General features: G+C 43.5%; 7 protein-coding genes. 1 reads left to right on the top strand and 6 read right to left on the bottom strand.

Going from position 1 to position 15,124, the window contains the following annotated elements:
* Window positions 1–17: 17 nt before the first annotated feature.
* Window positions 18–4,151 (bottom strand): ATP-binding protein, encoded by a 4,134-nt coding sequence (locus KUA46_RS00085; RefSeq protein WP_218486681.1) that lies wholly within the window; start codon window positions 4,149–4,151, stop codon window positions 18–20.
* Between the two features lie 124 nt (window positions 4,152–4,275).
* Between KUA46_RS00085 and KUA46_RS00080 the strand changes: the two genes are divergently transcribed.
* Window positions 4,276–5,562, top strand: a complete 1,287-nt coding sequence (locus KUA46_RS00080) for a M18 family aminopeptidase (protein WP_217745764.1) — start codon at window positions 4,276–4,278, stop codon at window positions 5,560–5,562.
* Between the two features lie 56 nt (window positions 5,563–5,618).
* On the opposite strand, the gene KUA46_RS00075 is transcribed toward KUA46_RS00080, so the two are convergent.
* From KUA46_RS00075 to KUA46_RS00055, 5 genes are all read right to left on the bottom strand, one after another.
* Window positions 5,619–7,292 carry a DUF6377 domain-containing protein gene (locus tag KUA46_RS00075; RefSeq protein ID WP_217326265.1) on the bottom strand — a complete coding sequence of 558 codons (1,674 nt, stop codon included), beginning with the start codon at window positions 7,290–7,292 and terminating at the stop codon, window positions 5,619–5,621.
* Window positions 7,293–7,565: 273 nt separating this feature from the next.
* Window positions 7,566–8,921 (bottom strand): DUF5121 domain-containing protein, encoded by a 1,356-nt coding sequence (locus KUA46_RS00070; RefSeq protein WP_217326264.1) that lies wholly within the window; start codon window positions 8,919–8,921, stop codon window positions 7,566–7,568.
* Window positions 8,922–8,963: 42 nt separating this feature from the next.
* Window positions 8,964–10,511 carry a glycoside hydrolase family 30 protein gene (locus tag KUA46_RS00065; protein ID WP_022120678.1) on the bottom strand — a complete coding sequence of 516 codons (1,548 nt, stop codon included), beginning with the start codon at window positions 10,509–10,511 and terminating at the stop codon, window positions 8,964–8,966.
* 58 nt (window positions 10,512–10,569) lie between these two features.
* Complete coding sequence (locus KUA46_RS00060) at window positions 10,570–12,096, bottom strand: RagB/SusD family nutrient uptake outer membrane protein (protein ID WP_153114172.1); 1,527 nt, start codon at window positions 12,094–12,096, stop codon at window positions 10,570–10,572.
* A 12-nt stretch (window positions 12,097–12,108) separates the two neighbouring features.
* Window positions 12,109–15,087, bottom strand: coding sequence for a SusC/RagA family TonB-linked outer membrane protein (locus tag KUA46_RS00055; RefSeq protein WP_022120676.1), 2,979 nt, complete (start codon window positions 15,085–15,087; stop codon window positions 12,109–12,111).
* Window positions 15,088–15,124 lie beyond the last annotated feature (37 nt).

Genomic DNA, 15,124 nt, shown 5'->3' with positions numbered 1-15,124 from the left:
GAATTTAAAACTCTAATTTACAGATACTTACTTGGAGAAACCCCAAAGTGTTTTTTAAATACAGTACTAAAGTACTTCACATTTACAAAACCGGCTTTCACAGATACATCCAGCACACTATCCCCCTGTTTCAGGAAGATTGCAGCCTGCTCCAGACGTATCAAACGCATAAAATCCTGCGGACTTTGGCCCGTAAGAGTCTTCAGCCTACCATAGAAAAGCGTTCTGCTCATCGCCATCTCTCTACAGAGTCGGTCGATATTAAAGTCTGTGTCGCTCAGATGAGTCAACACCAAACGGGTAGCTTTATCTACAAAAGCCTGGTCTTGCGGATTCAGAACAGTGTCTGCCACATTTTCGAATGTCTGGCCTTGCTTATTCAAGACAGTATCATCCTTTTTTTCTTCAGAAGCTCCAGTAGGTTCCAAGTGTTCATCGGAAGAATCAGAACCCACAATCTGCTCGGAAGAAGCAGACTCAGAAGCAACCTCTCCTTTAACAAGAGCAAGGCTTCTGTCCATATAATACTGACTCAACCGGCGACGATTCTTCAAAATACTGGCAACCTTGCTCGCAAGAATAGCAGTATCGAATGGTTTGGCTATATAGTCATCAGCACCCAGTCCGAGTCCCTCTATCATAAAGTCACGACCAGCCTTAGCAGTCAGCAGGATAACAGGCAGCCATGATGTTTCCTTATTTTCCTTGATGCTGCGACAGAACTCATCTCCGTGCATTCCCGGCATCATGACATCTGAAACAACGATATCACATATCCCGCCCTCTTTCAAATATTTCAAGGCAGCCTCTGCACTCTCCACATCAACTACTTGATAAGAATCACCAAAAGTCATTCTGATATATTTGCGAAGATCTTCATTGTCATCGACAAAAAGAAGTGTATCCGTTGAAACATCAGCATCCTGCAGAACCGCAGAAGACACAGTCTGGCAAGTTTCATCATGCTTATCTTCAGCTAAAGAAGATTCAGTTACAACATTTTTCTTTTCTCCAACAAGCCGGACTGAAGAATCTGTTACATGACCTAATGGCATCTTCACACAGAAAGTAGTACCCTTTCCTTCCTCACTTACGAAACTAAGCTTTCCTCCTAATTTCTCTACAAGCTTTCGTGTAAGCATCAGTCCTAATCCACTTCCCATTTCCTGAGAATTTATCGCATTAGAAGCCCTGAAGAAGGTCTTGAAGATACTCTTAATTTCGGCCTTTGGAATACCTATACCTGTATCACATACATGAATCATAGCCATCTTACCTTCAACAGAAGCCGACAACGTAACCTTTCCACCTTGAGGTGTATATTTGATAGCATTCGAGAGAAGATTTTCCAATATCAGATCCATCATTTTGACATCAGAATGAATCTGTTGCTGCGGACACGTTTCAATACACAGTTGAATATGCTTCTCTTGAGCTGCCAATACAAACTTTTCCAACTGCACACGTAAAAGCATCGGCAATTCTATATCTTGCAGGCGAACCTGTTCGGCAGACTGCTCTACCTTTTGGAAGTCAAGCAATTCTGTAACCATCTTCAAAAGTTTGTTGCCGTTGCGATGCGCCATATCCAAGAATCCACGGCTTTTCTCACTCAAGCTGGAATCATTAGCCAGATTATCAAGAGGAGCCAACACGAGACTCAAAGGAGTACGTATGTTATGGGCAGTATTAACGAAGAAATTAATTTTCTCATCATAATACTTTCGCTGTAAGCGCTCTTTGTAATACTGCCAGACAAAATATAAGATGACAGCAAAAATACAGAGATAGATAATCCATGCCCACCAGGTATTCCACCAAGGTTGGGCTATATGAATTTCCAAAGTTGTTTCTCCCAATTCTCTACCATTACTTCTGCAGATAGCCTTTACATGAAGCACATAGCTGCCCGAAGGCAAATTTACAAATCGTGCCAACTGATTAGAAGATGGTTTACTCCAATTACGGTCGTATCCTTCCAAATAATATTGATATTGAATATCATACTGGTATTGATAATTGATGCTCTCGAAAGAAACAACCAGCGTATTCTCATTATGGCTAAGTTTCAATTTGCCTTCCTTCAACATTTCAAAGAGACATTCATTCCAGTAATCGGAACGTTTGACACCTTCAACCTCAACACTATGAATACGAAGTGGAGCGGCATAATTCAAACCTTTGGCAAACATAGGAGTCAAAGCGACAACTCCATCGTTGCTGCCAAAAAGCACCCTGCCATCTGAAGTACACGCAACAGACATTCGGTTATACTCACGTTCCATTCCCTTAAAGATGTTGAGGTTTACTATCTTACCCTGTTTCATGAACGCCAATCCTTTATCCGTACTGATCCACAAATTGCCATTAATACCTCTTATAAGTCCATAAACTGTATTAGAAGGCAAAGCGTTCTGATTAGTATAACGCTTAAACTTCTTTGTCAGTAAATCATAATCATAGAGTCCTCCTCCATCCGTTCCAATCCAGATATGACGGGAATCCTGAAAAGACATACTGTTGACAAACAAATTAATGTCTTTACCGGGATACTGTTCAGGATAAAAGAAACGACGAGGATGCAAAGGTTCGCGCTTATCAATCAAATAGCCTCCATGCGAAGTTCCTACAGCAATAAAACGCTTATCCAGTGATTCCGTGATGCATTGCACTTCGTTGACAGGCAGATAGAATACCGACTTTCCCGTTCCATTCAAATTATATTTATCTGAAGGGAAACAAGCCATATCTCCATCCAAACATCCCACCCAAACATTACCATCGCTATCAGTAAAAAGACTGAATACGTAATCACTCTTCAACATTCCTGTTTCCACAGAATAAGCAGGCATACTAGTGCCATCAGCATGAACCTGATATACGCCATTACCATAGGTACCAACCAGAATTCTGCCGTCTACAGTCTGACAAATCGTAAGCGCCACTTTATTATATAATCCATGATGCCAAAGACGAGTCTGCGCATCATAAACACTTACTCCTTTATCTGTGGCATACCATATTTTCCCATCACGGCTTTGGAAAACATCGTTCACACAATTATCTATCAGTGATTGATTGTTGAGATATTCATGTGTGATATATTCCAATGTATGTTTCATCGGTATTGCCAAATCTACTCCTCCCGAGTAAGAGCCTGTCCACAAATCGCCAAAACGATCGCAGCACAAGGTATATAATCCATTACCATTCAGAACGTTACCCGGACGTCCATCTGTATCAAGCAAGAGCTTGGTTTGTTTATCCGAACTGTCATAAGCATATATTCCTGCTCCATCTACAGCCATCAGAAGAGTCTGCTTATCATATAAAATGATTGAACGTACGGGAATTTTAGGAATGTTTTGCAAAGATTGGAAATCAGCAGATTTTATCAGCTTCCAAGTACGATCATCCACCACTTTTACTCCTTCGTGAAAAGTACCCAGCCAGATACGATGTCCCACAATATCATGATAAGAGGATACTACAGAACTGCCACTAATCTTCTTTTCTAACTTCCGGGCAGACATCGAATAGCAATAAACATCTTTAAATGTTCCTATCAAAAGTTTCTGACCTATAAATTGGATATGATTAATATAGGTATTTTTCAATACAAACCTACCCTTAGCTGTCTCCCGAACTATCTCCTTTCCATCAGTAGCTGCTGATAAGCAATAAATGCCTCTATCCATAGCTAACCAGAAATTGCCCTTTTCATCTACCAACAGTTCGTTCAACACGATACTTCCACCTAAAATTTTCTGAAGATTACATTTCAAGACAAATGTATCTTTCCTCTTATCATATATATACACCTTTCCCTTGTTGTCGTAGGCGTAAATCAGATGTTGCGCATCCTTAGTCAGTTTTATACATCTACCACTAGCATCACTATACGGCATCTCTGTGTATAAAGTATAATTGGTTACCTGTTGCCCATTATATCGGTCAACTCCACGCTTAGTACTTATCCACATGGCACCATCCTCAGCCTCGACAATAGAATAAACTCGAGGGCTGGAAAGACCATTGTCAGCATTGAGATTGGAAAGCATGAACATATTTCTGGAAATATGCGCATATGCCTGAAGAGCCGATGCCAACAACAGTAATATAATGAGAGTATAGGATTTATATCGTTTCATAATTCATTCATTGATCTTATTTGGGGACAAAGATAATACAAAAAAATGAAAAACAAATAGAATAATGAGATAAAATGAAAAAAATCTATTATCTTTGCAAGATATTAATATAAAGATATAGACTATGATCAAAAGATTATTATCCTTTCTAGACGCATCGCCAGTGAATTTTCTGGCAGTAAAGAATATCTCCGAGGAATTGGAGAAGAACGGGTTCCGCCGTATGAACCCACAGGAGCCTTTGGGCAAGATTGAAGCGGGTGAAAAGTTCTTCGTTACCAAGAACGACTCTTCCATCTACGCCTTCCAAATCGGAAAGAAGCCTTTGGCTGATGCCGGTTTCCACATGATCTGCGCCCACTGCGACTCGCCTACCTTCCGCATCAAGCCAAATGCTGAGATGCTTTGCGAGGGCGGTATCGTAAAACTGAATACCGAGGTTTATGGTGGTCCTATCATGTCAACCTGGTTCGACCGTCCGCTCACTTTGGCAGGTAGAGTTATCGTGAAGGGCGAGAATGCGATGAATCCCCATACGCTCCTTCTTCATGTGAAGCGCCCATTGCTGCAGATCAGCAATCTCGCCATCCACTTCAACCGTCAGGTGAATGATGGTGTGAAGTTGAGCAAGCAGAAGGATGTACTTCCTATCCTCGGCATCATCAATGATGAACTGGAGAAGGGTAATCTCCTGATGAATGTGATAACCGACGAACTGAATATCCAGAAAGAGGATGTTCTTGATTTCGATCTTTATCTGGCTGATGCCACTCCAGCCTGCACCTTCGGTGTTCACGATGAGTTTATCTCTTCAGGCAGACTCGATGACCTGTCTATGTGCTGGGCTGGTGTAGAGGCGATGATTGCATCTGATGCCAATGATACCACCCAGGTTCTCGCCATCTTCGATAATGAAGAAACGGGGTCTCAGACCAAACAGGGAGCCGGAAGTCCATTCCTTTCATATATGCTTCAGCGCATCGCCCTGGCACAGAGCCATACAGAAGAGGCTTATTATCAGGCAGTAGAGCGTGCCTTCATGATTTCAGCCGATAATGCGCATGCCTGGCATCCTAACTATAGCGAAAAATTCGACCCTACGAATCATCCTAAGTTGGGCGGTGGTCCGGTCATCAAGTTCAATGCAGCCCAGAAGTATGCGAGCGATGCTGTATCAGCAGCCATCTTCGCCAACATCTGCGATGCAGCCGGTGTACCATGCCAGCGTTTCGTAAACCACAGCGATGTAGCAGGTGGCAGCACATTGGGCAATATCCTCGCCTCTTCCATCCCATTGAAGGGTGTGGATATGGGCAATGCCATCCTCGCTATGCACAGTTGCCGCGAAACCGGTAGCGTTATCGACCACGAATATTGCGTGAAGGCTTTCACCAAGTTCTATCAGTTGTAATAAAAAACAAAGAGGGTGTGTCTGTATTTATGACACACCCTCTTTGATTTTATATATTAACCTTTTCCTTTTATCGTTCCTAATTCTTTCACATTCTTCTCAAATTCATTTCTTTCACCAATAGCTCCATTACGCAGTTTTGCCCGATAATTGTATATCGTATTAACTGCATAATGAAGGAATTCTGCTATCTTCGTACTGTCATCAATACCCAGTCTTATCAAGGCGAATACTCTCACCATTGCCGGAAGTTTCGCAGCATCAGTAAGATGGATTTGTGCCTCCGGCTTCAGAAGGCTATTGAGGTCTTCCACGAAATCAGGGAACAGATGCAGGAAGACCTTATCGAAATTTGCATAGAGTTCTCCCAACTCGTGTTCCTTCAGTTCACTGCTTCTCGTCATTGAATAAAGTTCCTGATATTCACGGTTCTTTACCATTTTATTGACATGGAGACGCAACTTATCCAGTTTGTCTATATAATGAGAACATGCTCCCAGGAACTGGCCTATATATTCTTCCTTCACACCATTTGACTCATTCAGTTTATCATTCGAAGTCTTCAACATTTCGTTGGTAGCAGAAAGTTTCTTATTCAGTTCCTCCAATTGTTCATTCGTTTTCTTCAGTTCATTTCTCGCTATGGTAACATATTTCTTCTGTTTATTGACATAGAAAGCCAGAACACCTAAAGAAAGAACCAGAAGACTGACACAGATGATGGCAAAGACAAGACGCTGGTTTGCCTTCTTGAGCTGTGCCTGATAATTATGATCGATGGTACCAAGAACTGGCGAAATCTGCCAACTGCGAATACGCGTACTAAAACTCTTATTGGCATTCCAGGAGAAGTTGATGTATTTATAGGAACGCTCAACATCTCCCTCCTGACTCAGAATATCGGCGAGCATCCAGAGCGAAGCCTGATCATTGATAGCACACTTCACATCACAAATGGCAGATTTTAGCAACCAATATTTCTTCATTTCTTCTTTTTTCAGAGAACGGTAAATCAGATAGCGATAGTAGGCTACGATGCCGTATTCATGACTCCCCTCCTTACATAAATTCAACCGTTCATCATTCACCTTCAATGCTTCATCCCATTTATTCTGACTGGTAAGCATCACCTCTTTACGCATGAGATAATCTTCGCTATGATGTGGAAGGATAGCAAACAAAGTATCCCGATATGCATTCTGACGACTAAAAAAATTCTGACTTAAATCAGTATCTACATGTATATTAGAAAAGCCCAACTCACCATAGACATGGTAATAGGCGATGAAATAATCTTTCCGGTTCGATTCATCCAATGTCTTTTTATCTATATGATTGAGTACCTCCAAAGCCTCAGCAAAAGCTCCGGCTGTAGAATACTGTAAAGCTAACTGACTTTTCAATCCAGCAACTTCAGCCGGCAGTCCTTCCTTCTGAGCCAATACAATGGCTTTCTGAATATAAGCCACAGCAGAATCGCTCTGGTAGGGCTTATATTCAGAATAAATCTTGCGATAAGTATTGATGAGCAACTTCGGATTGTTCTCCTGATGAATCAATTCCTTCAACTGAGCGATGCTACTTTCTTTCAGTTTGGTATAGTGCTGGGATTGCTCTATAGACCGATCAAGTTGGGCATACAGTTCATTGATGCTTTCCTTTTGAGCAAAGCATGATGTAAGTGTAGCGAAACACCAGATATACAATAGAGATAATAATCTTTCTATCATAGGTTGATAATATTTTGTTGTATAGGTATCATTAGAACCAGCCCTTACTGCTGTATAGGACATTCAAGAGACAAAGGTATAGTTTTTTGGGTATATTTCCAAATTTTCTAGCATTTTTTTGATATTCTTTTTTACTTTTGTTGTTCTTACATCCTTGCACCTCCCCAAAAAAGGCTGCCCCAAAAAGTCTGGAGCAGCCTTAAACAAAGCTTTATACCCTAAATTATTTAAACTAAAACCTAAAAAGCTTATGAATAATTATAAACCTACATATTATTTCTTTTCTACTTTGAGAACAGCCTTGTCTACACCGGCAGTCAAGTCAACTGTAAGAACGTATGTCTCGCCATCCTTCAGTTCTACTCCATCTTTCAGATAAACATTGCCGTTGTCGTGACCGTTACCGTCACCGATGCCGAATACCTCGCTCTCAGTTGAGATGAGATGGCTGTTATCCTTACCCTTGAACTCAATACCCCAGTCTGCCTGACCGAAGAACTTGAAGTCTACGCCAGTAGCTCTGAGCTGCTTACCAACGGTGAGTGTAACCTGATATACCTTAACCTTGATTGGAGTGAGGCAGACGTCAGAGTCAACACCTGTCCACCAGCCATGATTTACAGCGTCCCAAGTTGGCTTGTTGACACCTTCATTACCGATGATCCAGAGTGCACCAGTACCATCGCCATTCAGTGACATAGGCTCACTTCCATTCATTGTCCAGATGCGGAATGACTTATGGGTGAAGTCTGCCAGAACGGTATATCTGCCGGTAATAGCCTTGAAGGTATAGCTTCCATCCTCTTCTTTCTGGAACCAGTCGCTGTCATAATACCAGTCATCTGGCAGATTATTGCCGTTGATGGTAAGGTTGCAGGTAGCCCCCTGCTTGATCTCACCAATCCAAGTCTTGCCTGCATCAGTATCGGCAAAATCGAGGATAGTAACCGGCAATACGTCGGTAGGACCAGCCGTATAGTTCTTGGCATCGAAAGTGACAACTACATCGCTCATATTCTCAGAAGTGAAGTTGAAGTTGCCTGTTTCTCCCAAACTGATATCCTTACCTGTGCTGGAACCGAAGACAAACTTTCCATCCTTCGTTGCAAAATATCCCTTGAAGGTCTTCTTACTGCTAGGAAGAACAGCCTGATAAACAAAGTCGCTTTTCTCTGTCATGTCATATTTAACACCATCAGCACTCACAAACTGCAGATTGTTGAAATGAGGGCGCTTGATATCAAACGACAAGGTCTCTGTATTCGATTTGGTTGATACATTCTGCAGAGTAAGTTGAATATCCACCTTTCCATCAGGAACATTCTGTGCATAAGGCACTTTCAGTTTGACTGTATATTCACCAGCCTCCTTGGTACGGATGGTAGTTTCATCTACACTCTGCCCACTAAACAGGAGGTTTGCTTTCAAGGTAGAGAGAGCCACTCCTCCATCATCCTTGCAGTTTACTTTCACCTCCACTTCATCGCCCATCCATACAGCTGAAGCAGGAGCCGTATAGCTCATCACAGGATTACCGGCAGGAGTAGGCGCACTGTAATCATCATCGCCGCAAGATGCCATCAGTGGCAGGGCGAGCAACGCCATGATATAATATCTGATATGTTTCATAATGATCGTATCTTTAATGAATCATTTACTATAGTTTATGGATTACTTATTCCACTTGCAAGAAATCACACCATTAGCAGGAACATTGCAGGTAAAATTATGAGTTCCATCACTGAGGTTGATTGACTTAGCCTCATCTCCCTCGTTGATAATGACAGCAGCATAACTACCATCAGGATTAACAAACTCAGCATGTGTAATCTTGCTGTCATTAACGGTGCGGGACGTATTACCAATGCGAACCGCACCAGGAGCAACGACACTAGACATGTGGTTGATGATGTAATAATGAGAATTGTAGCTCAACTGGTTGTAGCCATTCTGATTGATATCAATAGCACCATAGCAGGTCTGGCATCCACCATCCAGGTTAGGTCCCATCTTATTGTCAAGCATCAGATTCCATACAAGCACTGCCTTGCAATACTGGTTTACCGTAGCGAGCGCCACATTCTTCATATCCGCCATCAGTCGTTTACTCAAGTCACGTCCGTTATTCCAGGTTCCGATACTGGTTTCCGAGAATATCAGTTCCTTGTCAGGACGCTGGTTGTGGATATCAGTCAACTCGCTGTTGTTGCCGCCATAATCATGATAAGCAGCACCTACAACCAGCTCTGAACCCTCAAAGTTATCACCGATAGCATTGTAGAGTTTCACAGGATAATCTTCCTGATCGGCAATCTTGTCATAGTTGTAATTGTGATCGAAGACATAAATCTTGGTCTGCAGGTTATTCTTCTTAAACTGCGCTGCCAATTCCTTTACGAAAGGAGCCTCTTCCTGCCAAGGCATATAGAGAGATGCACAGTTTGCTTTGTTCAATGGCTCATTCTGAGGACTAACAGCATAGATATTGATACCTTTCTCCTTCATCACATTAATAAACTTCACAAAGTACTTGGCATAAACCTCGCGATAATCAGGATTGAGATGACCATCTGTCCATGAATCCTTAGGATTCTTGGTGTTTATATCTGTCACCTTCATCCATTTCGGACAAGTCCAGGGAGCTGCGATAATCTTCAGATTAGGATTGATGGCAAGAATCTCCTTCAATACCGGAATCACATAATCGTTCTCATCGCTATAGAGCGCGAAGTTGCTGATAGGGTCAGATTCGCTGCCCTTCGTGTCGCAATAGGTATACTCAGTACTTGAAAAGTCGTTGCATCCCAAAGAGATACGGGCATAACTTACGCCATAACCCTCTGTTGTAGAGTAAATACGCTTCAAAAGAGCCAGACGCGCCTCTGGAGTCATCTGCATCAGATTATAGCAGGATGAATAAGTGATGGCATAACCGAATCCATCAATCGTCTGATACTTCTTATTTAAATCGAGTTCGATGGTGGTTGGTGCCATAGATACTCCATTATACAACTTTACCTCACCCTGTGCCAATGAATAGACTCCATCGGCTGTGGTAATGAAAGTTTTGGCTGTTCCTTGTGCCGGTACTGGATTTGGTGCCTCACTAGGAGTATCAAAGTCTACAGGATCTGAGAATGAGTTACTGCTGCTGCAAGCTGTCACAGAGAAAGCTGTTGCGCAGACCAGCATCATCAGTTTATTGCTATAGTATTTCATATTCGTTTCTTCTATTATTTGTTAATAACGGTTTGAGTTGAAAGCTATCCAGGTTAGCTTAGTAACCTGGATTCTGCTCTAGATTGGTATTCTGGTCAAGAGCGGTCTGTGGAATTGGCAACAGGTATGAGTTGCCGTCAAACTGTCTTACCTGTCTGATGCGTCCGCTGTCACGGTTGTCTATTCCGTTGAGATATTGCTCCACCTTGTTGTTGCGGCAGAGGTCGAACCAGCGTTCTCCCTCAAAGGCAAGTTCCAGACGGCGCTCATGGAGAACAGCCTCTATCATAGATTCCTTGCTGCCAGTCTTGTCGGATGTCAGTTCCTTCAGTTTGGCACGCTTGCGAATCTGGTTCACGAGTTTCGCACTCTCGGCAAGATTGCCCTTATAGGCTTCTGCCTCAGCCTTCATCAGGATAATATCAGCTAGGCGAAGCCAGTAAATATTATTGTATGAAGAGCGTAACTTATACATGAACGGATAGTTGGAAGCCGGATAATAGTTGCTCCAGGTACAGGCATAATATACGATAGCCTGATTCTTACGAACCTCATCACCTTCCTTGTCAAAGTCATTGATGATGTCTCGTGAAGGAGTAATCCACTTTGCCCAGGTAAAGTAATAATCCCAGTTGTCTAACTGACGGCCGTACATCCAGGTTTCCCAGTTTCCGCTACCGGTTGTCCAATGCACCTCCAGAATACCTTCTTTGGTATTGCGTTTCATGCAGTCTTTTGCAGTCTCATCATAGCCCCAGAGGGTTTCATAACTGTCTTCCAGCTCTACACCGGTTGTTTTCATCACCTTGTCGGCATAAGCGATTACCTTGTCATAATCCTGCACTTCCTTTTCGGCATAAACCTTGGCAAGCATAGCCTGAGCTACGGTCTTGGTCATCTTGGTGCGGTCGGAATTGTCATTATCCGGTGCATACTGCTCAGCATCCGTCAAGTCGGCAATAATCTGCTCATAACATTCCTTCGGCGTCTTGCGAGGAGGATAATAGGTAGGATATACCTCATTGATATTCTCGGATGTAATGGTCTTGGCGATGGTCGTGATGACAGGGAAAGAACCCCACAGACGAGCCATTCGGAACATCATCAGGGCACGGAAGATTTCGCCCTGTGCCTTATAGGAATGATATTCTGCTTCTGATATCTGACCATTCTCCTTCAATTGCTCAACACCATTGATCAGCACATTTGCCTGGGCGATATCCTCCAGATAGCGGTTCCAGTCACGGCTCAATACCGAGTTGCTGGCATCGATAGAGTTGGTTTCATAAGGTACCACCTCTGCACCGGTAGTTCCGGCATAAGCATTGTCGCTATGTGAATCGCCTATCAGAAGATAGTCGAGATGGGTATGCTCCTGACGGTTGCGGAACAACTCATAGAGCGATTTGAGCTGTGCATCAGCAGCAGCCTTGTCCTTCAATACGGCTGTTGAGGTCTCTGTCTGACCGCCCTGTGTTATTTCTGATGGCTCTGATAATGGCTCGTAGTCGAGAGAGCAACTTGCCAAAGAGAACATTGCGATGCCACCGAGCGCCAATGTCTTGATTGTATGATATGTTTTCATTGTTGTCGATGTTTAGAATTCTACTTTTACACCTAATACTACACTCTTATTGAGTGGATATGTACCCCAGTCGATGCCCTGCACACTACCACTGTTGCCATACTGGTTAACCTCCGGATCCATACCTGAATAGTCGGTCAGGGTAAGCAGGTTGGTTGCTGATACGTATGGCTGCAGACGGGTCAGACCGAAGCGAGAAATCAGTTTGCGAGGCACATCGTAAGAGAGAGAAATATCCTTTACACGGAGATAACTGCCATCTTCTACGAAGTAGGTTGAGTTGCGGATATCCCACTTAGCCTTTGGCACATCGGTAATCTGACCAGGAACTCTCCAGCGAGCAAGCACCTTGGTGCTTTGGTTCTTACCATCATACATTCCTTCGGTTTCCATACGTGAAACGTTGTAGATATCGTTGCCATAGCTTCCCTGGATAAGAATACTGAGATTCAAACCTTTATAAGAGAAGGTATTGGTCAAACCGAAGGTGAAGTCTGGGTTCGGATCACCGATATAAGTACGGTCACTGGCTGATACCAGACCATCACCGGTCACGTCCTTATACTTCATATCACCGGTCTCGGGATCCACACCTTCTGCTACATATCCCCAGAAACTGCCCAATGGCTTACCAGGCGTATTGCGAACCACCTGTTCGTTGACGAAATCGGTAGTCGTGGCTTCATAATATACCTGAGTCAGAGACAGGCTCTCCAACTTATTCTTGTTGAATGAGATGTTGAAATCTGTATTCCACTTCAAGGCACCTGTCAGATTCTGTGAAGAGATAGCAAACTCCCAGCCTTTGTTGATCATCGAACCGCCATTATAGGTCAGGTTGCTTGCAGCAGCACTACCTGCCGGCAAGGTGATGTTCATCAACATATCCTTGGTCTTCTTATAATAGTAATCAGCATAGAAGGTGAGGCGGTTGCCCAGTACGGTCAAGTCGAGACCTATATTGGTCTGGGTTGTTGTTTCCCAAGTCAGTTCAGGGTTGCTCAGATTGCCCTGTGAGAAAGTAGGAGTAGAATTGGCATCATTTCCTTCGCCAAACCACTGCACACGATTGATATTGTATCTTGCCAGATAGCTGTAATCGCCCAATCCGCTCTGGTTACCGGTCTGTCCCCAGCCTCCACGAATCTTCAAGTCGTCAATCCACTTGATATCCTTCATGAATTTCTCATTGCTTACGCGCCAGGCACCAGAGAATGATGGGAAGTAGCCCCAACGGTGATGCGGTGCCAACTTGGAAGAACCATCGGCACGCATATTAGCGGTTACCATATAGGTATCATTCCAGTTGTACTGCAAACGGGCGAAAGTAGAGAGAATAGCCCAATCAGAAGCTGACGAACCGGTTCCTGTCCAGGAAATCTTGTTGGCTGCATTCAAGGTTGGGAACAGATCGTTGGCATAGTTGCTACCATTGATATAGTTCTGGCTCCACTTGCTCTGTGTCCAGGAACTACCAGCCATCGCATCCAGACTGTGCTTTCCGAATGCCTTCTTATAGTTTAATACATTGTCCCATACGATAACGCTGCTGATGTTTCTACCATCATATCCTGTACCGAATTCCTGACGGCCGATGGTGGTAGATATCGGGTCAAGGAAGTTGGTGGTTGTTCCTTGTGTACGGTCGAACGAGAGAGATGTGTTATAAGTCAGTTCAGGCATAAAGGTGACAGTAGCCTTTCCGGTTGCAAGCAATCGGTTGTAAGCCGACTTATTATTCTGAGTACGGGCGATATTCTCTGCTGGCGAGGTAATGTTCACGCCATAGAAGTTGTTGTAGAACTGGCTAGGATTCTCCGGGTTCCATACCGGTGCATAGGTTGGCGTATTGACGATAGCGGTTACTACGCCGCCTCGGTTAGAACCGGCACCCGAAATGATACCTGTACCCTTGTTGGTATAATCAGAATAAGTTACACTGGCATTGAGTCGCAACCACTTACGTATATCGTTTTCTACAGATGCTCGGAAGTTGTAACGCTGATAGCTTGACTTCTTGATAACACCATTTTCGCCTGTATAGCCACCCGAGATAAAGTATCTCAGTTTATCGGTACCATTGGTGATAGAGAGCTGGTAGTCCTGTACATTACCCGTACGGAACACCTCGTCTTTCCAGTCGGTCTGGTCTTTCAAGCCTTCCGGCAGTTTCACCAGACCGATTTCATCCATCAGCTCCTTATACTGAGCCGCATTAAGAGATTCCTGGTTGTCACGTACAGTATTAAATGCATAATGTGCATTCAGAGATACCTTGGCTACACCAGCCTTACCCTGCTTTGTACCGATAATGATGACACCATTGGCTGCACGTGATCCATAGATTGCAGCAGAAGAGGCATCCTTCAACACCTGGATATTATCAATATCATCTGCTGCCAGGAAGTCGATATTGGTCATTGGCACACCATCTACTACATAGAGCGGATCATTGCTACCATTTAAAGAGGTGGTACCACGCACACGGATGGTTGGTGAAGCACCTGGCTGACCGTTGGCTTGCGAAATCTGCAAACCGGCTGCCTTTCCCTGCATACCTGCTGCGGCAGATACGATAGGACGGGTATCAAGGTCTTTGGCTGACACACTGGATACGGCAGTAGTCACATCCTTACGCTTGACAGAGCCATAACCGATAGCCACCACTTCGTTGAGCATATTAGACTCCTCTTCGAGCATAATCTGTACACCGTTAGAAGCTTTCACTTCCTTATTCTTATAACCTATATAAGAAATTTTGAGTCTGGCACCTGGCTGTACTTCGATGGTGAAGTGACCATCCAGGTCTGTAGCAACACCATTTTTGGTACCATTCTCCAGAACCGAAGCTCCGATAACGGGTTCATTGGTATTGTCGATTACAGTACCCGTAATCTTCACCTTCTGTCCCCAAGCTGTCGCTGAGACCATTAGGACGAGTGCTGAGGCTGCTAGTCCTCGCAACATCGCATTACTTTTTGATTTTCTCATAATTTAAACTTTAGTTATTCTCATTTATGTTTAAAAT

The organism is Segatella copri (genome assembly GCF_019249765.2).
In the GTDB taxonomy this organism is placed as follows: Bacteria; Bacteroidota; Bacteroidia; order Bacteroidales; family Bacteroidaceae; genus Prevotella; species Prevotella copri_K.
This window is presented reverse-complemented; position numbering and strand designations above follow the sequence as displayed.

Bases quoted from the DNA above. Each gene is read 5' to 3' on its own strand.
- KUA46_RS00055 (WP_022120676.1), bottom strand. From the start codon at position 15,087: ATGAGAAAATCAAAAAGTAATGCGATGTTGCGAGGACTAGCAGCCTCA.
- KUA46_RS00080 (WP_217745764.1), top strand. From the start codon at position 4,276: ATGATCAAAAGATTATTATCCTTTCTAGACGCATCGCCAGTGAATTTT.
- KUA46_RS00060 (WP_153114172.1), bottom strand. From the start codon at position 12,096: ATGAAAACATATCATACAATCAAGACATTGGCGCTCGGTGGCATCGCA.
- KUA46_RS00075 (WP_217326265.1), bottom strand. From the start codon at position 7,292: ATGATAGAAAGATTATTATCTCTATTGTATATCTGGTGTTTCGCTACA.
- KUA46_RS00070 (WP_217326264.1), bottom strand. From the start codon at position 8,921: ATGAAACATATCAGATATTATATCATGGCGTTGCTCGCCCTGCCACTG.
- KUA46_RS00065 (WP_022120678.1), bottom strand. From the start codon at position 10,511: ATGAAATACTATAGCAATAAACTGATGATGCTGGTCTGCGCAACAGCT.
- KUA46_RS00085 (WP_218486681.1), bottom strand. From the start codon at position 4,151: ATGAAACGATATAAATCCTATACTCTCATTATATTACTGTTGTTGGCA.